This is a genomic window from Mesorhizobium sp. M0563, from assembly GCF_040321065.1.
Classification (GTDB): Bacteria; Pseudomonadota; Alphaproteobacteria; order Rhizobiales; family Rhizobiaceae; genus Mesorhizobium.
Genome location: NZ_JAMYQV010000006.1, coordinates 174452 through 197995, shown reverse-complemented (window position 1 = coordinate 197995; position 23544 = coordinate 174452). Strand labels below are relative to the sequence as shown.

General features: G+C 62.1%; 23 protein-coding genes. 6 read left to right on the top strand and 17 right to left on the bottom strand.

Features of this window, described 5'->3' with window-relative positions; translation table 11 throughout:
• Positions 1-16: 16 nt before the first annotated feature.
• The 3 genes from iolD to NKI50_RS11140 form a co-directional block, all read right to left on the bottom strand.
• Positions 17-1861, bottom strand: a complete 1845-nt coding sequence (iolD, locus tag NKI50_RS11150; protein WP_352716530.1) for a 3D-(3,5/4)-trihydroxycyclohexane-1,2-dione acylhydrolase (decyclizing) — start codon at positions 1859-1861, stop codon at positions 17-19.
• Between the two features lie 35 nt (positions 1862-1896).
• Positions 1897-3831, bottom strand: coding sequence for a bifunctional 5-dehydro-2-deoxygluconokinase/5-dehydro-2-deoxyphosphogluconate aldolase (locus tag NKI50_RS11145; protein WP_352716528.1), 1935 nt, complete (start codon positions 3829-3831; stop codon positions 1897-1899).
• A gap of 201 nt (positions 3832-4032) precedes the next feature.
• A complete protein-coding gene (locus tag NKI50_RS11140; protein WP_023718236.1) occupies positions 4033-4761 on the bottom strand; it encodes an SDR family NAD(P)-dependent oxidoreductase in 729 nt (242 codons plus the stop codon).
• A 137-nt stretch (positions 4762-4898) separates the two neighbouring features.
• On the opposite strand from NKI50_RS11140, the gene NKI50_RS11135 reads away from it, so the two are divergent.
• Positions 4899-5792, top strand: a complete 894-nt coding sequence (locus NKI50_RS11135; protein ID WP_023718237.1) for an AraC family transcriptional regulator — start codon at positions 4899-4901, stop codon at positions 5790-5792.
• Here NKI50_RS11135 and NKI50_RS11130 read toward each other — a convergent pair.
• Positions 5789-6634, bottom strand: coding sequence for a MurR/RpiR family transcriptional regulator (locus NKI50_RS11130; protein ID WP_352484502.1), 846 nt, complete (start codon positions 6632-6634; stop codon positions 5789-5791). The two genes, NKI50_RS11135 and NKI50_RS11130, sit on opposite strands and share 4 nt — an antisense overlap.
• Before the next feature lie 153 nt (positions 6635-6787).
• Between NKI50_RS11130 and NKI50_RS11125 the strand changes: the two genes are divergently transcribed.
• Complete coding sequence (locus tag NKI50_RS11125; RefSeq protein WP_352716526.1) at positions 6788-7897, top strand: Gfo/Idh/MocA family protein; 1110 nt, start codon at positions 6788-6790, stop codon at positions 7895-7897.
• A 213-nt stretch (positions 7898-8110) separates the two neighbouring features.
• On the opposite strand, the gene NKI50_RS11120 is transcribed toward NKI50_RS11125, so the two are convergent.
• The 9 genes from NKI50_RS11120 to NKI50_RS11080 all read right to left on the bottom strand — a co-directional run bounded on the left by NKI50_RS11120 (position 8111) and on the right by NKI50_RS11080 (position 16450).
• Complete coding sequence (locus NKI50_RS11120) at positions 8111-9202, bottom strand: 3-deoxy-7-phosphoheptulonate synthase (RefSeq protein WP_352716524.1); 1092 nt, start codon at positions 9200-9202, stop codon at positions 8111-8113.
• A 232-nt stretch (positions 9203-9434) separates the two neighbouring features.
• Entirely contained in the window at positions 9435-9857 is a 423-nt protein-coding gene (locus NKI50_RS11115) for a type II toxin-antitoxin system VapC family toxin (RefSeq protein ID WP_352591239.1), read from the bottom strand.
• Complete coding sequence (locus NKI50_RS11110) at positions 9854-10120, bottom strand: type II toxin-antitoxin system Phd/YefM family antitoxin (RefSeq protein WP_023718242.1); 267 nt, start codon at positions 10118-10120, stop codon at positions 9854-9856. The genes NKI50_RS11115 and NKI50_RS11110 overlap by 4 nt, the downstream gene beginning before the upstream one ends.
• Positions 10121-10322: 202 nt before the next feature.
• Positions 10323-11117, bottom strand: a complete 795-nt coding sequence (locus tag NKI50_RS11105) for an SDR family oxidoreductase (RefSeq protein WP_023718243.1) — start codon at positions 11115-11117, stop codon at positions 10323-10325.
• A gap of 23 nt (positions 11118-11140) precedes the next feature.
• Positions 11141-12139, bottom strand: coding sequence for an inositol 2-dehydrogenase (gene iolG, locus NKI50_RS11100; RefSeq protein ID WP_023718244.1), 999 nt, complete (start codon positions 12137-12139; stop codon positions 11141-11143).
• A gap of 66 nt (positions 12140-12205) precedes the next feature.
• Complete coding sequence (locus NKI50_RS11095) at positions 12206-12973, bottom strand: ATP-binding cassette domain-containing protein (RefSeq protein WP_352716521.1); 768 nt, start codon at positions 12971-12973, stop codon at positions 12206-12208.
• Positions 12974-12975: 2 nt separating this feature from the next.
• The gene (locus tag NKI50_RS11090; protein WP_352495260.1) at positions 12976-14052 is read right to left on the bottom strand and encodes an ABC transporter permease; all 1077 of its coding nucleotides are present in this window, start codon (positions 14050-14052) and stop codon (positions 12976-12978) included.
• 114 nt (positions 14053-14166) lie between these two features.
• Complete coding sequence (locus tag NKI50_RS11085; protein ID WP_352490485.1) at positions 14167-15108, bottom strand: sugar ABC transporter substrate-binding protein; 942 nt, start codon at positions 15106-15108, stop codon at positions 14167-14169.
• A gap of 310 nt (positions 15109-15418) precedes the next feature.
• Positions 15419-16450, bottom strand: coding sequence for a LacI family DNA-binding transcriptional regulator (locus NKI50_RS11080; protein WP_023718248.1), 1032 nt, complete (start codon positions 16448-16450; stop codon positions 15419-15421).
• A 135-nt stretch (positions 16451-16585) separates the two neighbouring features.
• Between NKI50_RS11080 and NKI50_RS11075 the strand changes: the two genes are divergently transcribed.
• The 4 genes from NKI50_RS11075 to NKI50_RS11060 all read left to right on the top strand — a co-directional run bounded on the left by NKI50_RS11075 (position 16586) and on the right by NKI50_RS11060 (position 20048).
• Entirely contained in the window at positions 16586-17716 is a 1131-nt protein-coding gene (locus tag NKI50_RS11075; RefSeq protein ID WP_051409640.1) for a fatty acid desaturase family protein, read from the top strand.
• Positions 17717-17756: 40 nt separating this feature from the next.
• A complete protein-coding gene (locus tag NKI50_RS11070; protein ID WP_023718250.1) occupies positions 17757-18071 on the top strand; it encodes a MocE family 2Fe-2S type ferredoxin in 315 nt (104 codons plus the stop codon).
• A gap of 2 nt (positions 18072-18073) precedes the next feature.
• Positions 18074-19303, top strand: a complete 1230-nt coding sequence (locus NKI50_RS11065; RefSeq protein WP_023718251.1) for an NAD(P)/FAD-dependent oxidoreductase — start codon at positions 18074-18076, stop codon at positions 19301-19303.
• Positions 19304-19691: 388 nt separating this feature from the next.
• A complete protein-coding gene (locus NKI50_RS11060; protein ID WP_352716519.1) occupies positions 19692-20048 on the top strand; it encodes a YjiS-like domain-containing protein in 357 nt (118 codons plus the stop codon).
• A 165-nt stretch (positions 20049-20213) separates the two neighbouring features.
• Here NKI50_RS11060 and NKI50_RS11055 read toward each other — a convergent pair whose 3' ends face one another.
• The 4 genes from NKI50_RS11055 to NKI50_RS11040 all read right to left on the bottom strand — a co-directional run bounded on the left by NKI50_RS11055 (position 20214) and on the right by NKI50_RS11040 (position 23226).
• Positions 20214-20861: a DUF1579 family protein gene (locus NKI50_RS11055; protein ID WP_352495258.1), complete on the bottom strand. Its 648-nt coding sequence runs from the start codon at positions 20859-20861 to the stop codon at positions 20214-20216.
• Positions 20862-20973: 112 nt separating this feature from the next.
• Positions 20974-21717: an SDR family oxidoreductase gene (locus tag NKI50_RS11050; protein ID WP_352716517.1), complete on the bottom strand. Its 744-nt coding sequence runs from the start codon at positions 21715-21717 to the stop codon at positions 20974-20976.
• Positions 21714-22079 carry a putative quinol monooxygenase gene (locus NKI50_RS11045; protein WP_023718254.1) on the bottom strand — a complete coding sequence of 122 codons (366 nt, stop codon included), beginning with the start codon at positions 22077-22079 and terminating at the stop codon, positions 21714-21716. The genes NKI50_RS11050 and NKI50_RS11045 overlap by 4 nt, the downstream gene beginning before the upstream one ends.
• Positions 22080-22266: 187 nt before the next feature.
• Positions 22267-23226: an AraC family transcriptional regulator gene (locus NKI50_RS11040; protein ID WP_352716515.1), complete on the bottom strand. Its 960-nt coding sequence runs from the start codon at positions 23224-23226 to the stop codon at positions 22267-22269.
• Positions 23227-23544: the final 318 nt, after the last annotated feature.

Below are 23544 nucleotides of genomic sequence, written 5' to 3'. Positions count from 1 at the left end.
GGCGTTGGCGGGCGCGTTAAAACCGCCGCCCGCTCAGCGCTTCCTCATATTTCTTGCGCGCCGCGTTCACTTGCGGCCGTGCCGAGACTTCCGGCACTGCGACATCCCACCAGCTTCCACCGGCCTCGGTCGAAGCCAGCGGGTCGGTGTCGATGACCAGCACGGTCGTTCGCGTATTCTTCTTCGCTTGCGCCAGGGCCGTTTCCAGCCCGGCGATCGACGCCACTTTTTCGGCAATCGCACCCATGCTTGCAGCATGCGCGGCGAAGTCGATCTCGGGCAAGGTCTCGTGACGAGCGTCCTTCAGCAAATTGTTGAAGTTGGCGCCGCCGGTCGCCATCTGCAGCCGGTTGATGCAGCCATAGCCGCGGTTGTCGAGCAGCACGATGGTCAGCTTGAGGCCGAGCATCACCGACGTAGCGACCTCGGAATTGAGCATCAGGTAGGAGCCGTCGCCGATCAGCCCCACAACCTCCCCGTCGGGCTGGCCCATCTTCACCCCACGCCCGCCGGCGATTTCGTAGCCCATGGTCGAGAAGCCGTATTCGGCATGATAGGAGCCGGGCGCGCCCGCCTGCCATAGCTTGTGCAATTCGCCGGGCAAGCCGCCGGCGGCATGGAGCAGTACCACGCCGGAGCCCATGGCGCGCTGTACGGCGCCGATCACCTGCGCGTCGGACGGATAGGCGGCATTGGTCGACGCCGTCACCTTGCCGGCATCCGCCTGCCAGTCCTTCTTGCCGCTGATCGCATTGTCGGTCCAGCCAGAAGGAGCTTTCCAGCCTTTCAGCGCCGCACCGAGTTCGGCGAGCCCTTCAGCCGCATCGGCGACCAGCGGCAGCGCCTGGTGCTTTCCGGCATCGAAAGGCTGGACGTTGAGCCCGATCATGGTCTTGCCGGAATTCTTGAACAACGCCCAGGAGCCAGTGGTGAAATCCTGCAGCCTGGTGCCGACGGCAAGCACGACGTCGGCCTCTTCGGCCAGCCTGTTGGCAGCCGAAGTGCCGGTAACGCCGACCGCCGCCATGTTCAGCGGATGATCGTCGGGCAGCGAGGATTTGCCGCCTTGCGTCTCGCACACCGGAATGCCAGCGTCTTGCGCCAGCTTCGCCAATTCATCCGACGCTTGCGAATAGAGCACGCCACCGCCGGCAATCACCAATGGCTTCTTCGCGCTCTTCAGCGCCGCCACTGCAGCTGCTAACTCTTGGCGGTCCGGGCGCGCTCGCCGCTGGGTCCAGAGCCGCTCGGCAAAGAAACTCTCGGGATAATCATAGGCCTCGGCCTGCACGTCCTGGCACAGCGCCAGCGTTACCGGGCCACACTCAGCCGGATCGGTCAGCACCTGCATGGCGCGGTTGAGCGCCGGCATGATCTGCTCCGGCCGGGTGATGCGGTCGAAATAGCGCGACACCGGCCTGAGGCAGTCATTGACCGTCGCCGTACCGTCGGAAAAATCCTCGGCTTGCTGCAGGACGGGATCGGGAATGCGATTGGCGAAGACGTCGCCGGGCAGAAACAGGACAGGCAACCTGTTTACATGCGCAAGTGCTGCCGCCGTCACCATATTCAGCGCGCCAGGGCCGATCGAACTGGTCGCCGCCATGAAGCGGCGGCGGAAATTGGCCTTGGCATAGGCGATCGCCGCATGCGCCATCGCTTGCTCGTTATGGGCACGGAACGTCGGCAATTCGTCGCGGACCTGGTAGAGCGCCTCGCCGATGCCGGCGACATTGCCGTGGCCGAAGATTGCCCAGACGCCGCCGAAGATCGGCACTTTCTTGCCGTCGATCTCGGCCATCTGTTGGGCAAGAAAGCGGGTCAGCGCCTGCGCCATCGTCAGGCGGATTGTCTTGGTCATGTCGTTTTCCTCCGCAGTCCTTATGCCGCGCCTTCTTATGCTGCTTTGCGGCCGCGCACGGCAAGCCATGCCTCGGTCAGCCTCTCGAAGCGCGACGCCATGTCGGCAACCGCCTCATCGTCCGACATCTTGCCGGCAAGCCATTGTTCGGCCGCGTTGATGAAGATGGTACGGCCGACAGCGAAACCCTTGACGATGGGCGCCTTGGCGGTGGCGGCGAAGGCCGCTTCCAATTCGTCCTGCGGTGCTTCCAAACCCAGCAGTACAATCCCGCGGCACCACGGATCGTTCTTCAGGATCACCGCCTCGATCTTTGCCCATGCGCCGGTCGATGCCTGCGGTTCGAGCTTCCACCAGTCGGGCTTGATGCCGAGTGCGTAGAGTTCCTCAAGCGCCCGCGGGATGGTCATGTCGTCGAGCTTGCCGTGCTTGCCGGCTATGATCTCGACCAGAAGTTCTCTCCCCACTTTCCGCGCGGCCTCGAACAAAGCGCGCAGTTTCTGCTGCTGTTCGCTCTTCAGCGCCGCGGGATCGTCGGGATGATAGAAGCACAGGCATTTGATGCAGTGGTCGACCGGCCATTCGGTCAGTTGCGAGCCTATGTCTTGCGAGAACTCGAAGCGAAGCGGCCGCGAACCCGGCAACTCGACCGGCCGGCCGAGCCAGGCGAAGGAATGGTGGGCGAATTCGAACATCGCCTCGCGCCCGTATTTTTCGTCGAGCAGCATGCCATAGCCGCCGCGGCCAGCCGCGACCTTTGCCGCAGCCTTGACCGTCAGCACCTTGAAAGCCGGGATTCGCGACGGATCGGCGCCGGCCTTTGCCGCGACGTCCTCCAGCTGGACGCGGTGGTCGCAGGCGAACGCCATCAGAGAGGGGATGTCGCGCCGGCGCGTGGTCGCCCAATGGATGTGGTTGATCGCCTCGTCCTTGCGCAGCGCCAGATGCTTGCTGCCGTTTTTCAGGAAGAACTGCAATTCCTCGAAAGTCGGGTATTCAGGTGCGCAGAGCAGCCGCGATACGGCAAAGGCGCCGCAGGCATTGGCCCAGGTCGCGGCCGTCGCCAGGCTTTCCTCGCCGAGCCAGCCGCGCAGGAAGCCCGACATGAAAGCGTCGCCGGCGCCGAGCACATTGTAGACCTCGATCGGAAACCCCTTGCCGACGATACCGTCCTCGAGATCGTCGCTGATCGGCCCGTCATAGACGATGCAGCCCATGGCACCGCGCTTCAGCACTATGGTCGCCGTCGACAGCGAGCGGATGGTTTTCAGCGCGCTCAGGCAATCGTCTGCGCCGGAGGCGATCATGATCTCCTCTTCGGTGCCGACGATGAGATCGCAGTCGGGCAGCACCGTCTTCAACTGCGCCGAGACGCGGTCGGATTTCACATAGCGCTCGAAGCCTTCGGCATGGCCGGCGAGGCCCCACAGGTTAGGGCGGTAGTCGATGTCGAACACCACCTTGCCGCCCTTGGCCTTCATGACACGGATCGCCTTGCGTTGCGCGGCGTCGCTGTTGGGCCGTGAAAAATGCGTGCCGGTGACGACGACCGCGCGTGCTGAAGCAATGAAGGCCTCATCGATATCGTCTTCCGAAAGCGCCATGTCGGCGCAATCGCTGCGATAGAAGATCATCGGCGAGACGCCCTCATCCTCGACCGACAGCAGCACCAGGGCGGTCAGCCGCTCCGGATCGGTCTTGAGGCCTTGGACCGAAACGCCCTCGCGGGTCAGCTGCTCGCGGATGAAGCGGCCCATCTGCTCATTGCCGACGCGGGTGAGCAACGCCGAGCGCAGGCCGAGCCTGGCAGTGCCGACCGCGATATTGGCTGGACAGCCGCCGACCGACTTGGCAAGCGAAGTAATGTCCTCGAGGCGCGAGCCGATCTGCTGGCCATAGAGATCGACGGAAGCGCGGCCGATCGTGATGATGTCGAGCGGCGCATGTCTCGCTTCCACGGCTTCGCCCATTCGAACCTCCCATCGGCTTTGTTGTCTTGGGTAACACGCGCGAGCGGCAGCGTGGCGCCGGCAATATGAAATAATAATTCCAATCCATAGTCAATATGGAACGAGCATTCCCAAGGCCGAAAAGTGCTCTGCAAAGGCCGGCGCGGTGAGAAACTTTGAAGTCAGACGAACGTCAAGCGTCTGCCGCTGAAACCAGCTGATTTACCAAGGAAGCGGGCCGTCATCGTTGAAGTACCCGGCGGTCGGGCCATTGGCGTCCAGGGTCGCCAGGTGAATGACGATCTCGGCTGCCTGCTGCACCGTGCGCTGACCTTTATACCCGTTGAGATCGGTGGCGGTATAGCCGGGCGCCGCGGCGTTGACCTTGATGCCCTGGAGCGCGAGCTCCCTGGCGAAGCCCACGGTGATGGCGTTCAAGGCTGTCTTGGAGCTGCCGTAGCCCATCATATTGACGGCGTGATTCGCGGTGGCGGGATCGAGCGCCCGGCCGATGGACCCGGTGGAGCTGCTCACCATCACGATACGGGCAGCAGGTGCTGCCAGCAGCAGCGGCAGGAATGCCTGTGTCACGCGGATCGGGCCGAAGACATTGACGTCGTAGGTGGCCTGGATGTCGGCGATCCGCTGCTGGCTCGGCGGCAGGTCGTAATTGATGGCGACGCCGGCGTTGTTCACCAGCACGTCGAGGCAGGGGCTGGCCTGCCCGAGCGCCTTGGCTGCCGCCTTCACACTGTCATCCCTCGTGACGTCCAACTCAAGCCACTCTGCGTCGAGGCCTTCCGCGCACAATGCCTGCGCCGCCGCCATGCCGCGTTCGGCGCTCCTGGCGCCGAGCCAGACCTTGAAGCCCATGGTCGCCAGTCGCCGGGCGATTTCGCGGCCTATACCCTTGTTGGCGCCGGTCACCAGCGCGGTCTTCGAAGTCGTCATTTCGGTGTCTCCATTTTTCTTGTGGAAGACCCACAAATGGCGCGAGGCAGCGGGCGCCGCGCGCCGGAAATTCTCAGGCTCTTGCCTAATCCTCTCACGCTGTTGCGCGGCCAGCGTGAATGCGCGATGCTGGCGCAATGAACGAGGCGCTGCAGGAGTTGATCGAGATCGCCGGCCGCCATGCGCGCGGGCGACGAACAAGAACGGCGGTTCCCCGCGTTTCGATCGGCTGCAGCGAAGTCGCCACGGCACCATTGCCGGGTGTGTGGGGGTCGGGGATCTTATTCGTATTGCAGGGCGCAAAGACGGTCCTGATCGGCTCCCGGGCTCTTCGTTACAAGCCGGCCAGCTATTTCATCTACACTGTCGAGACGCCCACTATCAGCCAGATAGTCGAAGCCAGCGCGGCGCGTCCTTATCTGGCCATTGGCTTGACCCTTGACCTGCAAGCCGTCGCCGCGCTCCTCGTCGAGCACGCGCCAGCCCTCGGTGGCGACAGTTTCTTCTCCACCACTCCCGTTGATGACGATCTGCTCGACGCGTTGCGTCGAATGATGCGGTTGCTTGACCGGCCAGCGGAGATTCCCGTGCTCGCGACCATGCTCGAGCGGGAGATGCTGTTTCGGCTCCTGCAAGGCCCCCAGGGCGGAAAGCTTCGTGAACTTGCGCGCGCCGATGGCCATCTGTCCCGGATCGGCAGGGCGATCGCCTGGATCCGTTCGCACCCCCATCAGCCGGTCCGGGTCGGCGATCTGGCCGAGATCGCCCATATGAGCAGTGCTGCGTTTTATCGTCACTTCAAGGCGGCGACGGCCATGAGCCCAATCCAGTATCAAAAGCAAATCCGCTTGCTGGAAGCCCGCCATCTGCTGATTGCTCAGCCGGGCAACGTGGCGCGTGTCGCCTTCGCTGTCGGCTATGAGAGTGCTTCCCAGTTCAGCCGGGAGTATGCCCGCCAGTTCGGGTCGCCGCCTGCCCGCGACGCAGCGCGGCTTTTGGCAGAAGGCGAAACGGCAATAGAGGTGATCTAGGCCTTGCGCTTGCGGCCGCTATCGCGCCGCTTCTCGCCGACGGCAACGGTCAGCGCCATGGCCAAAGCCATCGTCGCCGACAGCGAGCGGAAGCCGGCGAAATCGGCCTCGGCGACCTCGAACCAGACCCTGGCGAATTGGGCGAGCGGCGAAAAAGAGCTGTCGGTGATCGCCACGATCGGCACGCCTTGCTCCGAAATGACGCGCGCCTCCTCGATGGTGGCAGGGGCATAGGGCGAAAAGCTGATGGCGATGACGGCATCCCTTGGAGAGGCAAAGCCGATCATCTCCGCGTTCAGGCCGGCGGCCGATTCGATCAGCTGGTTGCGGATCTTGAGCTTGCCCAACGCATAGGCGATATAGGAGGCGACCGGGTAGGAGCGCCGCTTGGCCAGCACATAAATGGTTTCCGCCTTGGCCAGAACGGCGATTGCGTCTTCGAAATGGTCTTCATTCAGCGTGCGCGAAATGTCGTTGAGCGAGGTGCTGGCTGCGGCGACGAAACCGTCGAAAATCGCCCGGTGGCCGGCGCCTTCCTCGGCCTTGGCGCGCAATGCCGCCAGCCTTTCATCGTAGGACGAGTTGCGCTCGCGCAGGCGCTCGCGAAACACCAGCTGCAGGCTGGTGAAACCGTCAAAGCCAAGCTGCTGGGCAAAGCGGATCAGGGTCGAAGGCTGAACACCGGCGGAGGCGGCGATGCTGGCAGCGGTGCCGAAGGCGATATCGTCGGGGTTGTCGAGCGCATAGGCGGCGATCTGGGCGATACGTTTCGGCAGGCTCTGACGCCGCTCCAGGATCGTCGCCCGCAGCGTTTCGAAATCGCGCGGCACCCGTTCGTCCATCGTCGCTCCGCCCAGGCTCATCGTCGGTTCCCTCTGTGCCCCATCATAGCGGACCTGTGCAAGAACACCATAAAAAATGAGACAAGCGTTCCATTTGCAAACAAAATGGACTAATTCATCCACACAAAATTTTGCACACAGGGAGGCAAGCGGATGGTCGGGGTAGGTCTTATCGGCACGGGCTTCATGGGCAAGTGCCACGCCATTGCCTGGAACGCGGTCGGCACCGTCTTTCCCGATGTCGACAAGCCAAGGCTGGTCCATCTGGGCGAGGTCAACGAGGACCTTGCCAAACGCCGTGCCAGCGAATTCGGCTTCGCCAAGGCCTCCGGCGACTGGCGCGCAGTCGTCGACGATCCCGACGTCGATGTCATCTCGTTGACTACGCCGAACCAGTTCCACCCGGAAATGGCCATCGCCATCCTCGAAGCCGGCAAGCATCTGTGGTGTGAAAAACCGATGGCGCCAAGTTTTGCGGAGGCGCAAGCGATGGCTGCGGTCGCGCGGAAATCCGGCAAGGTTGCCGCGCTGGGCTATAACTATATTCAGAACCCGGCGATCCGCCATATCGGCGCGCTGCTCGACGAGAAGATCATCGGCGAGGTCAACCATCTGCGTATCGAGATGGACGAGGACTTCATGGCCGATCCGGAGGCGCTGTTCTTCTGGAAGCACGAGGCGGCGTCCGGTTACGGCGCGCTCGACGATTTCGCCGTGCATCCGCTGTCGCTCATAGCGGTACTGTTCGGCCGCGTCGCCCGAGTCATGTGCGACATGGCCAGGCCCTATGCCGAACGCCGCGTCGCCTCGGGCGGGCGCCGCGCCGTCGAGACCTATGACATCGCCAGCATCCTGATGCATCTCGAAAACGGCATTGCCGGCACGTTGCTGGTCAACCGTTCGGCCTGGGGCCGCAAGGGCCGGATCGCCATCCAGATTTTTGGTTCGAAGGGCTCGATCCTGTACGACCAGGAGCGGATGAACGAGTTCCAGCTCTATCTGACAGCCGACCGACCGACGGAGCAAGGCTATCGGACAGTCCTGGTTGCCCCGCACCACAGGCCTTACGACGCCTTCCTGCCGGCGCCCGGCCACGGCCTTGGCTTTAATGACCTCAAGATCATCGAATGCCGGGAACTGTTGACGCGGCTTGCCGGCAAGCCGGCGCGGATCATCGACTTCGACGAAGGCCTGGAGATCGAGCGCACGGTGCACGCGATGGCGCGCTCGTTCGCGGAACAGCGCTGGATGGATGTGAGGTAGTAAGCCCGGCGCTGGCTTCCCCTTCTCCCCTTGAGGGAGAAGGTGGCCGAGCCAAGCTCTGTCGGATGAGGGGTGTGGACGGATCGCTACAGCGAAGAAATAAACGCTTGAAATCCCTCAATATTTTTACGCCGAGTTTCTTCCAGCACCCCTCATCCGGCTCGGCGCTGCGCGCCGATCCACCTTCTCCCACAAGGGGAGAAGGAGAAGTGCTCAGGCGGCGCCTGAACGGCTTGATATCATGCTTCGGCGCACCGACCGGCGCCGCTCGACGGCGTCGGCAAGGCCGTGAAGCACCGTCTCGGTGGCTGCCCAGTCGATGCAGCCATCGGTGATGCTCTGGCCATAGACGAGCGGCTTGCCCGGCACGACGTCCTGCCGGCCGGCGACGAGGTTGCTCTCGATCATGACGCCGATGATGCGCTCGTCGCCTGCCGCGACCTGGCCAGCCACGTCAGCCGCCACCCCTGGCTGGTTTTCCGGCTTCTTGCTGCTGTTGGCGTGGCTGACATCGATCATCAGCCGCGGCGCCACGCCGATCCGGCCGAGTTCCGCGCAGGCAGCCGCGACGCTTGTTGCGTCATAATTGGGCTGAATGCCGCCGCGCAGGATGACGTGGCAGTCCTCGTTGCCGGTGGTCGTCGCGATGGCGCTGCGTCCGCCCTTCGTCACCGCCATGAAATGATGCGGTTGGGCGGCCGATTTCACCGCCTCGGCGGCGATCCGCAGATTGCCGTCAGTGCCGTTCTTGAAGCCGACCGGGCAGGACAGGCCCGATGCCAGTTCGCGATGGATCTGGCTCTCGGTCGTGCGCGCGCCGATCGCGCCCCAGGCGACGAGGTCGGCGATATATTGCGGGGTGGCCATGTCGAGGAATTCGGTCGCCGCCGGCAGGCCGAGATTGTTGACGGCGGCGAGCACGTTGCGGGCCATCCGCAGCCCCTTGTCGATGTTGAAGCTGCCGTCCAGGTCGGGATCGTTGATCAGGCCCTTCCAGCCGACCGTCGTGCGCGGCTTCTCGAAATACACCCGCATCACGATCTCCAGCCGGTCCGACAGGCTCTCTCGCAGCGATGCCAAGCGGCTGGCATAGTCTACGGCAGCGGCCGGGTCGTGGATCGAACAGGGGCCGACGACGATCACCAGCCGGTCGTCGGTGCCGGTCAGCACGGCATGGATAGCATTGCGTGACGCGGCAACGGTCCGCGTCGCCGTCAGTGTGCGCGGTATCTCCCGCATCACCTCGTCCGGCGTACTCAATTCCCTTATTTCCTTGACCCGAAGATCGTCTGTGGTGGTCAACACGGCTTTCTGCTCCTGATTGGGAGACCTGCCGGCTGAAACAAAAAAGCCGCCAGGTCTGGCGGCTGTTCGGATCTTGCTGCTGCAATCTTCAGATCGAGCGCAATCCTTCCGCCGCCAGCGAGCTGCTAAAGTACCAATAGGTGGCGGTCAGGTTGATCATGAGGCTCATATAGTCGAAGCCGAGGCGATTGTCACGTGTCTGATGATGCTACTAATGCAGCGCCGAGCGGGTTCATGCAGTCCAGGGATCGACGAGTTCAATTCCGAAGTCTTCGAAATCCTTCGTGTTACGCGTTGCCAAGGTGAGTTCCTGCGCAATCGCCGTGGCTGCAATCAGGCCGTCCATCGACGACAGACCGCGACCGCGGCGCTTCGCAAGGCCCATCAGGTCGCCCCACGCCAAGGCAACCGGTTCGTCCACCGGAAGAACTCTCTGCTCGAAGCGCTGCGGCAGGTCCCGTGCGAGCCATTCGGCCAGTGCCTCGCGTTTCCGGCCCTCGTCCATGAGGGCGACGCCGCGCCGGATCTCCGCGATCGACACGACGCTAATGAATGAGCGGTCCTCATCAAGCCCGCCCAGCCAGTCCAGAACGCGCACATCCGGCGCCGGCCTTGTCACCTCGGACAGGACATTCGTATCGAGCAGAAGCCTCACAGCGGCAGATCACGCGGTTCGTCGCGCTGGCGCTCAAGGTTGAGATCGGCGCCGCGCAGCGGCGACTCCAGCAGGAACTCCGCAAGCGTACCCTTGCGCGCGGTCTTCCGCTGCCATTCCTCGGCCGAGACGACAACCACGCTTGGCTTACCGTTTCTGGTGATCGTCTGCGGCGAAGATTGCGCGCGCTCGATAACCTCCGAGAGCCGGGCCTTTGCCCCAGCGACCGTCCAGTTAGTATCCTCTCTGGGCGCAGACGGCATTTCGACCTCCCATGACCATTCTGACTATCTTGACTATCTTGACTATATGGGAATGGCGATACGGCGGCAACAGGGAGGAGAGGGTTTCAGAGCCCGTGTGCCTGAGTGAGGTCGATCGGAATCGATTATGCCGGCTTTGATATTTTGGGCATCTCGGCCACTCATGGCAAACTGCTTCTGACGCAAGGCTACACGGCTGATCCTATTCCGGTGACGCCCCCGCGATGCTCTGGTCGTAGTCGACCAGCGACCCGGTCATGACGCCGGACTGCGGGCTGATCATATAGCTGATCAATCGGGCAAGTTGCGCCGGCTTCACCAATTGGCCCATCGGCTGCGCGGCCTCGGCTTTTTCAAGCCAGTCGTCCGGCGCGTCATGCCATTTCTTCTGCACGATTGCCTCGCCCTCGGTGTCCATCCAGCCGGGCAGCACCGCGTTGCAGCGGATGCGATTGCCGCGATGGGCATTGGCGACATTCTTGGTCAGCGTCGCCAGCGCTCCCTTGCTCGATGAATAGGGCGCCAGGAACGACTGGCCGCAATGCGCCGACATCGACAGTACGTTGACGATCGAGCCCGGTGCCTGGCGCGCCAGCAGATGCGCCACCACGCCCTGCATCAGAAAAAACGGGCCGCGCACATTGGTCTGGAATATCTGGTCGAATAGATCCTCTGAGGTCTCGACCAGTGAGCCGCGAGCCGAGGTGGCGGCGGCGTTGACCAGCGCGTTGACGGTGCCGCAATGGCCAATCGCCGTTTCGACCGCACGCTTGCAGTCGGCGACTTTGGCGACATCGGCGCTGATGAAGATGGCATCGACGCCTGCCCCCTTGAGGATGGCGACAGCCTTGTCGCCCTTCTCCTTCGAGCGGCCGATCAGCGCTAGCGCCCGGCAGCCCTCATCGGCCAGCGCTTCGGCGACGGCAAAGCCGATGCCTTGTGCGCCGCCGGTGACGATGGCGCGTGTTTCGGAATTGCGACCGGCTGAACCGTTCATCGCCTTGCTCCTGTGCTTGATAGTCAGATTGTTTTGTCGAGGCGGACGGTCTTGCCTTCCTTGGCCGATTTCAGCGCCGCATCTGCCAGCCTGAGCGCCACCAGCCCGTCCTTGCCGCTCGGCGCCGCCTTCTTGCCTGACGTCGCTGCCGCGATGAAGGCAGCGATCTCGTTGGCATAAGCGTCGAGATAACGAGTCATGAAGAAATCGTGCAGCGGCGGCCGCGTATAGCCTTTCTCATTGGCGAGTTCGATCGACACCGGCCGCTGGTTCTCGGCCGCAATCATGCCTTTCGAGCCATGCACCTCGATGCGTTGGTCGTAGCCATAGGTGGCTCGGCGCGAGTTGGAGATGACGCATTGCTTGCCGGAGGCAGTTTCGAGGATGACGCTGACGCTGTCGAAGTCGCCGGCCTCGCCGATCTTTTTGTCGACCAGCACCGAAGCGTGCGCGCTGACCGCCACCGGCTCCTCGCCGAGCAGGAAGCGCGCCATGTCGAAATCATGGATGGTCATGTCGCGGAAGATGCCGCCCGAGCGGCCGATATAGTCGAGCGGCGGTGGACCGGGATCGCGCGAGGTGATGGTCACCATTTCGACTGTGCCAATCGCACCGTCGTCGATCGCCTTGCGCACGGCGGCAAAATGCGGATCGAAGCGGCGGTTGAAGCCGACCATCAGGGTGGCGCCGGCCTTGTCGACGACGGCCAGGCATTGTTCCACCCTGCCGGCGTCGAGATCGATCGGCTTCTCGCAGAAGATCGCCTTGCCCGCCCTGGCGAAGCGTTCGATCAGATCGGCATGGGTGTCGGTCGGCGTGCAGATGACGACCGCATCGATATCGCTGGCAGTTTCGATGGCATCGATGCTGCGCACTTCGGCGCCATAGGCAGAGGCCAAATCGGTCGCCGCCTTCTCGAAGGCGTCGGCAACCGCAACCAGCCTGGCCTGCGGGTTGGAGCCCACCGCACGGGCGTGGACCTTGCCGATACGGCCGGCACCGAGAAGAGCAAAGCGAAGCATGAAGAATTTCCTTTGAGAATGGTTGGAAAGAGAAGGCGTGTCAGCCCCCGTAACACGACGTTGGCCTTACGCCGCAAGTTCCGCCTGCCCGGTCTTGGCGCCGGTGATGTAGGAGACGATATCGTTGCCATCGGTATCTTGCTTGCGCAAATTGGCGACGATGCGGCCGCGCCGGAAAACGACGATGCGGTCGACCAGATCGAACACCTGACGCATGTTGTGAGAGATCAGGATCAGCGGCTCGCCATTTTCCTTCAGCGTGCGGATGATGTTTTCGACCTGCATCGTCTCCTGCACGCCGAGCGCCGCCGTCGGCTCGTCCATGATGATGAGCTTGGAAGCAAAGGTCGCGGTTCTGGCAATCGCCACGCACTGGCGCTGGCCGCCCGACATGTGGCGGATGGTGTTGGAAAGGTTGGGGATCTTGACCGCTGTGCGGACCAGGGCTGCTTCGGTTGCCTTGCGCATGAACTTGCGGTCGAGGATCGAGAAGGGCCCAAGATTGAACAGCACTCTTTCACGGCCGAGGAACAGGTTCGACGGCACGTCGAGGTCGTCGGCGAGCGCCAGGTTCTGGAACACCGTCTCGATGCCCGCCTCGCGGGCTTCGATCGGCCCGGCGAAATTCACTTCCTTGCCGTCGAACCACATCTTGCCGCTGGTGCGCTGCTCGACCCCGGTGATCTGGCGTACGAAAGTCGATTTGCCGGCGCCATTGTCGCCCATGATGGCGACATGCTCGCCCTTGCGCAGTTCGAAGTTGGCGCTCTCCAGCGCATGGACGCCGCCATAATACTTGGTCAGGTTTTCGGTTTTCAGGACGATGTCCGACATGATCAAGCCCTCATTGCCCGCAGGCGTTGGCGCCATTGGTCGAGAACGACTGCGCCGACGATGATCACGCCCTTGACCATCTCCTGATAATAGGCGTCGAGGCGCAGAAAGGTGAAGCCGGAGATGATGACGCCGAAAATCAGCGAGCCGATCACCGTCCCGATGATCGAGCCGCGGCCGCCCGACAGCGACACGCCACCGATGACCGCCATGGCGATCGCATCGAGCTCATACATCACACCCATGCCGGCCTGGGCAGTGAGATTCTTGGAGCTCAACACCACGGCGGCGAGCGCGGCAAGGATGCCGGCAATGACGTAGACGAGGATCTTGTGGTTGGCGATGTTGATGCCGGACATGCGCGCGGCATCCTCATTGGAGCCGATTGCATAACAGTGCTTGCCATATTTGGTGTAGCTCAGGATCAGCTGGAACAGCACCGCCAACGATATGAAAATGATGACCGGCATCAGCCCCTTGCCGATGGCGGCGAAACTCTCGGTTGGAAACGAGATCGGCTGCCCCTTCGACCACCATTTGGCGATGCCGCGCGCGGTGACCATCATACCGAGCGTGGCGATGAACGGCGGGATGCGCGTGTAGGCGATCAAGGCACCGTTGACCAGGCCGGCCAGCAGGCCGCAGCCGATTGCGACGAGCACCGGCACGATCACCGGCAGGTCGGTCCAGCCCTGGGCAATGAACATCGCCTTGGGGTTCGGGTTGCCGTTTACCGTCGCCACCTGGGCGAAGCTCATGGCTATCATCGCCGTGGCGCCGACGATCGAACCGGAGGACAGATCGATGCCGCCGGTAATGATCACCTGCGTGACGCCGATGGCAATGATGCCGACGATCGACACCTGCAGGATAATGATCTGCAGGCGCGCCTCGTTGAAGATTGCGTCGATATTGTCGCGGGTATTGAAAAGGAAGCTGTCGCCCAGGAAAACCCGGCCGATCAGTTCGAAAGCGCCGACGAGGATGACGAGCGCCAGGAAGACGTTGAATTCGGCCGGCCATGCGCGCCGCTTCGCATCATAGCTGAGCCCGCCGACGCCGTGAGATGTCTGTGCCAATCGTGCTTCCTCCGTCAGCCACGGTCTCCACTCGGCGCTGTTCAGGCCGAGAGGGAAAAAGCGGAGCGGCGCTGTTTTACTTTGGCGCGCCGCTCCGTATCGGACAGGTCCGCCTCAGTTCTTCTTCAGGAACTTGTCGATATTTGCCGGCGTGACCAGCTGGAACGGGATGTAGACCTTGTGCTCGACCTTCTCGCCCTTCGCCAGCTTGAGCGCAGCATCAAGCGCGCCAGCACCCTGGCCGGCCGCGTCCTGGAACACCGTCGCATCGAGATCGCCCGCCTGCATCGCCGCAAGCGCGTCCTGGGTAGCGTCGACTCCACCGACGACAACCGACTTCATGTCGATGTTGGCGGCCTTCATCGCCTGGATGGCGCCGATGGCGCTCTCGTCATTGTTGGCGATGACGCCGTCGAACGGCTTGCCGGTCGACAGCCAGTTGGTCATTAGGTTCTGCGCTTCTTCGCGCTTCCAGTTCGACGTCTGCTTGTCGATGATCTTGATGAAGCTGCACTCCGGCGTGGCAATCACATCATCGATGTCCTTGGTGCGCTGCACCGCGGCCTGGTTCGACAGCTCGCCCATGATCACATAGACATTGGCCTCTTTCTTGCCGGCTTCCTTGAACAGGCGGCAGACCTCCTTGGTCTCGAGCGTGCCGGAATCGGCTTCGTTCGAGGCGACGAAAGCCTGGTTGTCCGGCAGCGTGTCGACGTTGACCGGCTCGCGATTGACATAGACCAGCGGAATTTTGGCAGCGGCGGCTGCGTCCGACATCGCTTGGGTGGCCGAGGTGTCGACCGGGTTGACGATGATTGCGTCGACGCCCGAGGCGGCGAAGTTCTTGATCTGGTCGAGCTGCTTGGCGACGTCGTTCTGCGCGTCCTCCACCTGCAGCTCGACGCCGTCCATGCCCTTGGCCTGCTCGATCATGCCGTTGCGCAGCACGGTGAGAAAATTGTCGTCGAACAACGCCATCGACACGCCGATCTTGGCAGCAAAGGCGGACGAACTCATCAGCGCCGCGAACGCGACGCCCAAAAGCAGTTTTTTCATTTTATTTCTCCTCCACATTGGTGTCCGGCTGCACCGATCTACCCGGAATCCCCGATCTCGCAGGGAATTCTCTCCCGATTGCCATTTTAGTTCCGGAAGGCATTTGCCTGAAACAGATTCTTCCGGAACGAAAGAACCAAAATGCTCAGTTGGTGAAATATTTATTCCATTTCGCGTGGGCGTCAAGCGAGATTTCGCCATGAGGAATGGATTTTCGGCATTTCGAGCTCTTTTAGACGAACGCTCAGGCAAGCCAGGCCTGAAAGCGTTCTGATAGATTACATCATGTCTGCCGCCAATGACCGCGACGTCAGATGTTTTCCGGCAGATAAATGTCGAAGGGCAGAAAGGTCTGACCCGGCGCATTCGCGGCGCCGGTCTCGATGGCATGCGCCATCAGCCCGACAAGCTCGCGGCAAAGCGCTGCCAGAGGCGTCGAGATCACCATCGTCAGGAAATTATCCGCCAGCGCCGCGCGGGAGTCAGGCGTGATCTCGTTGCAGACGACCGCTGGCATCTCTGCCGGCTTTGCCTCCCTCAGCGCCGAGATCGCGCCTTCCATGCCGCCACCGGCGACATAGCAGCCGGCAAGATCGGGGTGGCGGGCCAGAAGCTCGATCATTGCATCATGCGTGATCTGGTTCGCTTCCAGATTGACCAACGTCTCAAGGAGAGTGAATTCCGGCGCTTGCTCGCGAAAAAAGGAGCGAAAACCGATCTCGCGAAGCTCGTGGCCGTGGAAGCGATGGCTGCCGACGAAGAGGGCGACCTTGCCAGGTCTCTTCGCGGCCTTCGAGATCATCCAGGCAGCGGTGCGGCCAACCTTGCGATTGTCGAGGCCGACATAGCCCTCGCGAATGCCGGACGCAAAGTCGGAAAGCAGGGAGAACACCGGTACGCCGTTGGCTTTGAGCGCCTCGACGGCCACCGTCAGCGTCGGGTGATCAGGCCCGACCAAGGCGACGGCCCTGGATTTGGCGGCCAGCTTGCGCATCCGCTCGACGATCTCATCCGGCGCCAGCGAATCGGCGAAGTCGATGGTCGCCACGCCTCGAAAGCGCGGCGACTGCGATACTGCCAGTTCAAGTTCGCGGGCAAATTCGCTGTAGAAGACGTCTTCCCGCCGCAACAGCAGAAATCCGAGGCGATACTCCGGCAATTCATGGCGCATCCGCTGCTTGATCAATCCGGCCGCGTGATAGCCGATGCTGGTCGCGGCGTCATAGACGCGGCGCGCGGTTTCCTCGCGCACCGGCAAGCGGTTGTTCAGCACCCGGTCGACGGTGGCAACGCTGACCCCCGAAATGCGTGCCAGGTCGGTGATCGTCGGCCGTTTCGCCATCGCTGCCTCGCTCCAACTATCCGACTCTTTTAGACCATTCTGATGGAAAATGATAGAAACTATCTTTGTGATATTGAGTCTATCAGCGCTCGGCGTTATTTTGAACACTGACCGAATATGATCGAGGCCTCCGCCATGGTGGATATTGGACTCCAAACCGGGAACACAACCTCAGCAGCAGCGTCCCAACGCGACTACAGCCTGGTCGGCCGCGACGCGAAGCTTGCCGTCGAGAGCGGGCTGGCGGCGGCCGAGTGGTATCACACCGACGTGCCGCGCAAGCAGATGAAGGAGCTGATGCAGCGCTCCGACGGCCCGGCGATCCGCGATACCATCATCTGGCTCGGCGCCATGATCCTCAGCGGCGCGGGCGCCGCCTTGTTCTGGGGCAGCTGGTGGTGCGTGCCGTTCTTCTTCGTCTATGGCGTCCTCTACGGTTCCTCCACCGATTCACGCTGGCACGAATGCGGCCACGGCACCGCCTTCAGGACGCAGTGGATGAACGACGTGGTCTATCAGATCGCCTGCTTCATGATCATGCGCAACCCGGTGACCTGGCGCTGGAGCCACACGCGCCACCATACCGATACCATCATCGTCGGCCGCGATCCGGAGATCTCGGTCATGCGCCCGCCCGATCTGCTGCGCGTCGTGCTCAATTTCGTCGGCATTCTCGATGCCTGGCATGCGATGAGCGACATGCTGCGCAATGCGGCCGGCATCATCAGTCCGGCCGAAAGAACCTTCATTCCCGACCAGGAGCAGCCGAAGGCAATCCGCATTGCTCGCATCTGGACGGCGATCTATGCCGCGACGGTCGCGCTGGCGCTTCTTACCGGCTCGTTCCTGCCGCTGATGCTGGTCGGGCTGCCCAGGCTTTACGGTGCCTGGCATCATGTCATGGTCGGCCTGCTGCAGCATGGCGGCCTGGCTGAAAACGTCACCGATCACCGGCTGAACAGCCGCACCGTCTACATGAACCCGATAAGCCGTTTCATCTACTGGAACATGAACTACCACGTCGAGCATCACATGTTCCCCATGGTGCCCTACCATGCGCTGCCCAGGCTGCATGAGCTGATCAAGCACGATCTGCCGGCGCCGACACCGTCCATCCTGGCCGGCTATCGCGAGATGATACCGGCTTTCCTGCGCCAGCTGCGCAATGAGGATTATTTCATCAAGCGCGAACTGCCGCCGACGGCGAGGCCCTATCGCGAGGATTTCCACAACGATAACGCTGCTGTTGCGGTGGCTGCTGAATGACAAGCCTACGCCGGGGCACCAAGAATCGGGGAAGGCGCAAATGAGCGACTGGGTCGAGGCTTGTGACGCCGAGGACATCGACGAAGAGGATGTGATGCGGTTCGACCATGGCGGTCGCACCTTCGCCATCTACCGCAGCCCCGAGGACGGGTATTTCGCCACCGACGGGCTTTGCACGCATGAGAAGGTGCATCTGGCCGACGGGCTGGTGATGGACGATATCATCGAATGCCCGAAGCATAATGGCCGCTTCAATTACAAGACTGGGGCTGCCAGGGGCGCGCCGGTCTGCGTCGATCTCAGGACCTATCCGGTCAAAGTCGACGCCGGCAAAGTCCTTGTCCGGATCGGTTGATGATGACGAAGGGAATGGTCATCATTGGCGCCGGCGAATGCGGCGGGCGCGCCGCCCTTGCGCTGCGCGAGCTCGGCTATGATGGCCCGGTGACGTTGGTCGGCGACGAGCCGCATCTGCCCTATGAGCGGCCACCGCTGTCGAAAGACGCGATGGTCGCCGACGCGCCCCTGATCAAGGCGATCGCCAGTGAGGCGGTCCTGGCCGAAAGATCGATCAGGCATATCCATTCGGTTCAGGCGATGGCGATCGACCGCGTGGCGCATGTCGTGCGCCTGTCGGACGGCTCGGTCCTGGCCTACGACAAGCTCCTGCTGGCGACAGGGTCGCTGCCGCGCAAGCTGCCCATTCCGGGCCTTGGCGGGCGCTGCGTCTATCTGCGGACCTTCAACGACGCACTGGCCATTCGCGCTCATCTCAGCGCCGGAAATCGCGTCGCCATCATCGGCGGCGGCTTCATCGGTCTCGAGCTCGCCACGGCGGCACGCAGGCTCGGCGCCACTGTTGCCGTTATCGAGGCGCAGCCGCGCATTCTGATGCGCGGCGTGCCGGCCGAGATCGCGCAGGTTATCCATCAGGCGCATGAAGCCGAAGGCGTAAAAATCCTGTGCGGCGAGGGCATCGACGCCATTGCCGATGACGGCGCCGAAGTGCGCATCGTGCTTGCCGGTGGACACGACATTGTCGCCGATCTTGCCGTGATCGGCATCGGCGCCGTGCCGGTGACCGGACTTGCCGCGGAGGCAGGGCTGACGATTGACAATGGTATCGCCGTCGACGCCGAGCTTCGCACCAGCGACCCCGACATCTTTGCCGCCGGCGATTGCTGCTCGTTTCCGCTCGCCATCTATGGCGGCCGGCGAGTGCGGCTGGAAGCCTGGCGCAATGCGCAGGAGCAGGGCGCGCTTGCGGCCAGGAACATGCTTGGCGCCGGCGAGGCCCACGCGGCGGTGCCATGGTTCTGGTCGGATCAGTACGGCCTGACCTTGCAGATCGCCGGCCTGTCGGACGAAGGCCGCAGCATTGTGCGTCGCGAGCTCGGCGACGGCGCCTTCATCCTGTTCCATCTCGCCGAGGACGGCAGGCTGGTTGCGGCAAGTGGCATCGGCCCCGGCAACGCGGTCGCCCGCGACATAAGGCTGGCCGAGATGCTGATCGCGAAAAGGGCAAAGCCGGCGCCGGAAGCGCTAGGCTCGCAAACGATCAAGCTGAAGTCGCTGCTGGCGACATGAGCCAGCGCGGGTTCCAGAGCCATTTGAAAGAACTTGCGGAGCGCTTGCCGTTCTGGTGGTGACAATCCTGCACCTGATGGCGGGAGACGACCCTGAGCGGTCGTTCCTGCCCGCGATGGAAACGTCTCATGAGGGTTGGAACGGGGTCGTTCGCGCGACTTTGCGCCGAAAGGTTGCCATGAGGCGAATGATCCGATCTCGATCCCAGATGTCAGCTAAGCGCTTGCCGTCACGGCCGAGACGACCCCTTCCAGCCAACCGAGTTTCAGATGTAACCGAATTTCCTCCTTCTGAAATCGCAGCGCGACCCTCTCTCCTCAGTAGACGGGCTGACCACAGCCCGCCGCCCTGCCCGTATACGGCCGGGGCTCTGTGAAAAGAGGCTATCATGACGCCTCCAGTCCAGTGTGTTCTCCGTGTTATGCACCTGGTCATCGCCCGATCCCTTAGGGCCGCAGCGCAACGGCGTGAGCTGGCTCAACTTAGCGACCGCCAGCTACGCGATGCCGGAATCGATCCCGCATTGGCAGGCCGTGGCAAGGCGGCCGCCGTCGATAGAACCAGCCTGCTTCGACTGCCAGCCTGTCGTCCGGCTGAGCGAGTTGATAGAGGAGCTAGCGATGGCCGGTCTCTCCACCGCGATCGGCGCAGAAGTCGGAGAGGTGTGCCTGCTCGGGGCAATGTTCGCTGGACTGATCCTCATCTCAGCTCCGAGAACGCGCTTCGTTCAGAGTCCGATCTCTGACTTGCCGGGCGCTCAGCGTCCGGTCGTCTTTCAAAGCAGTTCCAGGCGCCGAACTGGACGCTTTGAGATCGTCGGAACTGAACTCGACCTTCCCGGCATATCCCGGCCGAGCGATGGAACCCGCGCAAGCTACTTACAACGTCCGAGCCACCCTTGAGCGATCGCTCACGCCTTCAGTCGCGTATAGACGGCGCGCGTTGCCAGTGTTTCTTGCTGTCCGGGACGCGTGAAATAGAGCTCAATGATGTGGCGATCGTTGTTCTCGATTTTGATTACAGTGCGCATGCCGACCTGCTTGCCGACTGTTTCTTCGCCCGCCACGCCCTGGTCGGTAAAGGTGCCGGACATGCTGATCGGCCTTTGATCCCCCGAATTAGGGACGCCTTTAAAATACATCATGGTTGTGTTGACAGGATCGATCGTGACCCACTCGTAACGTCCGTCCATGATGCTGTAGCCGAGCCATCCTTTGCGCCAGACCGGCGCTCCATCCAGCGTTCCCTCCATTATGTCTTCGATGTAACGGCCGCCCGCCAACCACTGACGATGGCTAATGAGATCGTCCGTCACGAGCGGCGGCTGATCGGGGCTACGGCCGAGTGTGCCGTAGAAGCTCATCTGGACGCGCCAGGTGCCGATCATTGGCGCCAGGACCTCATGCCCCGGGCCCGGCAATCCACGGCGAAGCCAATTCGGCAACTCCGACTGGGTCGGGGGCTCGGCTGCAGCCGAGCTGCCTTGAGCCAATGCGCCGAAAGGAATGGGGAGGACGAACGCAACGACGAATAGGGCAACGTGTAGTGTCTTGATCATACTTTATCTCCAGCTCATCGCTCGCCCGGGAATTGCTATGACGCGCTCAGTTGGGGCAATCGTTGCGAATTTTGTCGGGTGAACTCGTGGATACTCATCTCATACCTCTCCGTCATTCGATGCTGACCAGCGTTTCACCACCGGAAACTTCGATAACGGCGCCGGTCACGAAGTCATTGGCCATCAGGAAAAGTGCGGCCTTGCCGATATCGTCGATTTTTCCGACGCGTCCTGCCGGGAAGCGCTGACGCACCGGCGCGAAAAACGCCGCGCGCTTCGCCTGCGGCATGCCGGCCCACATTTCGCTGTCTATGACGCCTGGTCGGATTGTGTTGACGCGGATCGGACCGAGTTCGAGCGCAAGGGCTCGCGTCAGCGCCTCCAGACCAGCAAAGGCGACCATCATCATCGATGCGCCCATGCGAGGCTTGGTCACCAAGCCACCGGTCGTGAATGTGATCGAACCACCTTTCGGCATCCTAGGCGCTGCGTGCCGCGCGCAAGACCAACTGCCCAAGAGCTTGCCGTGCAGAACGGCCTGCGCGTTGGCCATCGTCTGGGAGAGGAAGGGACCTCCCGGACTCGGCGGGGTCGCGGTGATGAGAAGGTGGTCGAGCGTCCCTAGTGTTTCGAACATTTGCTCGACCGCTGTATCATCGGTCATGTCCAGCGACTGGAACGTGATCGAACCGTGGACCCTTTGCTCTGCAACCATTCTCGCTGAAGGGCGCCGCCCGAGCGCAATGACGTCGGCGCCTGCTTGACAGGCTGCGCGGGCCGCACCCATGCCCATGCCGCTTGTCCCGCCGACGATCACGACACGCTGATTCGAAAGAGACTGCTCGTCACCGTTCATCCTGGATCTCTGCCGCTGGCATACGGACTCAGCATCTCCAGCCACTGCGTCTCCATGTCGCCCGGTTCGAGCTCACCAGCATCTACGACGAAGCTCTGGACATAGGCTTCGCCGAAGTGGCTCTTGAGTGCATCGATACTGCGCCAGACCTCGTAGATAACGATGAGATCGGGGTCGGTCCGATCTCGATGGATGTGGAATTGAAGACAGCTGGCTTCCGATCTCGTCGCTTGGAGATCTTTAAGCATACGGGCGACAAGCGCGGAGCCTTGGCCGGGAGTGGCGCGATGCTTAGCGATAACGCAATAGGGCGTGTCTTCGCCAGCGGTTGGTCGAGGAAGATCAGGCAACGTCAGCGCCATGTGGTACTCCTGCCGGAACGGCCGACCGAAGTGGTTGCGGCCATTGAAATTGGCAGATGCTGGTATGGCGTTGCTATGGCAGAAACGACTGAATATTTGACCGTTTGTCGCGCGTATTTTCCGTATTACACGCGGTCGCAACAGGAGCGTATCTGCGGCTGGTCGAAACAGCCTCGCATGAACCCGATCAGGATTCTGTTCCGCTCACACGCAGCCCTGAATCTCGGATAGCGCCGGGTGAGACACCCATGAAGCGTTTGAACGCCCTGCTGAAGGACGCATCGGACTCATATCCCAACTCCGATGCGATCTGTGACTGCGACATATATCCGTTACGCAACCAGGATGCCGCCAGCCGAAGCCTCCATTGCAGGAGATAGCGGGCGGGGGATACCGACAACAGGCTCTTGAACCGCTGCGAGAACCTCGATCGCGACAGCCCGGACAATGCAGCCAGGCGATCGACTGGCCAGTCTTCCCCAGGGGAGCGATGGATTCTTGCAAGCGCCGACCCGATTTGTGGATCCTGCACGGCCGCCAGCCAACCAGTCAGATCGTCGGAACATGTCTCGACCCAGGTTCTGATTACTTGCGTCATGACAATATCGGCAAGGCGCGCCATTATCGTTGCCGAGCCGATTCTTTGCCCTTCAGCCTCGCGCGCCATCATCGCAATGAGGCTTGGTAGGTCAGTATCGCCATGCTCGGCATGCCGGATGTGCATCACAGAAGGTAGCAGTTCCAGCAGCGGATTTGCTGTCGGGCCCTCAAAGCCGATCGTACAGCATGCGATCAACGATCGCGCGCCGCCGCCGCCAGACTTCAACTCGTAAGTTCCGTTCCCGATCAACGCTGGTTTGACATCGGCGAGCGGCAAGGTTCGCCGTTTTGGCCGATCGGACATAGTGTGCTCTGTTCCGTGGGGAAGAAGAAGCACATCGCCGTTTTCGAGCAGCAGCGGCGGCAAGCCCTTGGCTTGTATCCAGCAATGACCCTCGAGCATCGCATGAAAACGTACACCCTCCCTGAACGGCACGGCGATGCCCCAGGGCGCCGTCAACTCGCTGCGGCCATATCTCGCATGGGCAAGGCGTAGATCGCGCAGCACCTCGCTCAACAAATCATTCTCGGCCGGCTGGTAGCTCATCGTTGCACGCCCTAGACCGGGCCGATCAATGGACCTAAGCGGATCACTCATCTGCACTCCTTTGCCCCAACTTCGCATACGCTTATGCATCCCGTTACCTCTCTTAGTGGGCAACCGAAGGGAGACCTATTGCGGATCCAGATTCCGCAAGAGATCTGACAAAGGAAATGGGATTCTGCTGGCGGCGTTCGCTTAGGGATGCGCCGGACTTTTTTCAACAATATCCGCCCCTTGCTGCCCATCAGATCGCGCGCGCGATCCAAAAGTTGTTCCCCAGCCGGGGGCGATCCCTTGAAAAGATCGACGGGTTCGAAGCCA

Coding starts and splice junctions, on each gene's coding strand:
- iolD (WP_352716530.1), bottom strand. CDS start 1,861: ATGACCAAGACAATCCGCCTGACGATGGCGCAGGCGCTGACCCGCTTT.
- NKI50_RS11145 (WP_352716528.1), bottom strand. CDS start 3,831: ATGGGCGAAGCCGTGGAAGCGAGACATGCGCCGCTCGACATCATCACG.
- NKI50_RS11140 (WP_023718236.1), bottom strand. CDS start 4,761: ATGACGACTTCGAAGACCGCGCTGGTGACCGGCGCCAACAAGGGTATA.
- NKI50_RS11135 (WP_023718237.1), top strand. CDS start 4,899: ATGAACGAGGCGCTGCAGGAGTTGATCGAGATCGCCGGCCGCCATGCG.
- NKI50_RS11130 (WP_352484502.1), bottom strand. CDS start 6,634: ATGGACGAACGGGTGCCGCGCGATTTCGAAACGCTGCGGGCGACGATC.
- NKI50_RS11125 (WP_352716526.1), top strand. CDS start 6,788: ATGGTCGGGGTAGGTCTTATCGGCACGGGCTTCATGGGCAAGTGCCAC.
- NKI50_RS11110 (WP_023718242.1), bottom strand. CDS start 10,120: ATGCCGTCTGCGCCCAGAGAGGATACTAACTGGACGGTCGCTGGGGCA.
- NKI50_RS11105 (WP_023718243.1), bottom strand. CDS start 11,117: ATGAACGGTTCAGCCGGTCGCAATTCCGAAACACGCGCCATCGTCACC.
- iolG (WP_023718244.1), bottom strand. CDS start 12,139: ATGCTTCGCTTTGCTCTTCTCGGTGCCGGCCGTATCGGCAAGGTCCAC.
- NKI50_RS11095 (WP_352716521.1), bottom strand. CDS start 12,973: ATGTCGGACATCGTCCTGAAAACCGAAAACCTGACCAAGTATTATGGC.
- NKI50_RS11085 (WP_352490485.1), bottom strand. CDS start 15,108: ATGAAAAAACTGCTTTTGGGCGTCGCGTTCGCGGCGCTGATGAGTTCG.
- NKI50_RS11080 (WP_023718248.1), bottom strand. CDS start 16,450: ATGGCGAAACGGCCGACGATCACCGACCTGGCACGCATTTCGGGGGTC.
- NKI50_RS11075 (WP_051409640.1), top strand. CDS start 16,586: ATGGTGGATATTGGACTCCAAACCGGGAACACAACCTCAGCAGCAGCG.
- NKI50_RS11070 (WP_023718250.1), top strand. CDS start 17,757: ATGAGCGACTGGGTCGAGGCTTGTGACGCCGAGGACATCGACGAAGAG.
- NKI50_RS11065 (WP_023718251.1), top strand. CDS start 18,074: ATGACGAAGGGAATGGTCATCATTGGCGCCGGCGAATGCGGCGGGCGC.
- NKI50_RS11060 (WP_352716519.1), top strand. CDS start 19,692: ATGACGCCTCCAGTCCAGTGTGTTCTCCGTGTTATGCACCTGGTCATC.
- NKI50_RS11055 (WP_352495258.1), bottom strand. CDS start 20,861: ATGATCAAGACACTACACGTTGCCCTATTCGTCGTTGCGTTCGTCCTC.
- NKI50_RS11050 (WP_352716517.1), bottom strand. CDS start 21,717: ATGAACGGTGACGAGCAGTCTCTTTCGAATCAGCGTGTCGTGATCGTC.
- NKI50_RS11045 (WP_023718254.1), bottom strand. CDS start 22,079: ATGGCGCTGACGTTGCCTGATCTTCCTCGACCAACCGCTGGCGAAGAC.
- NKI50_RS11040 (WP_352716515.1), bottom strand. CDS start 23,226: ATGAGCTACCAGCCGGCCGAGAATGATTTGTTGAGCGAGGTGCTGCGC.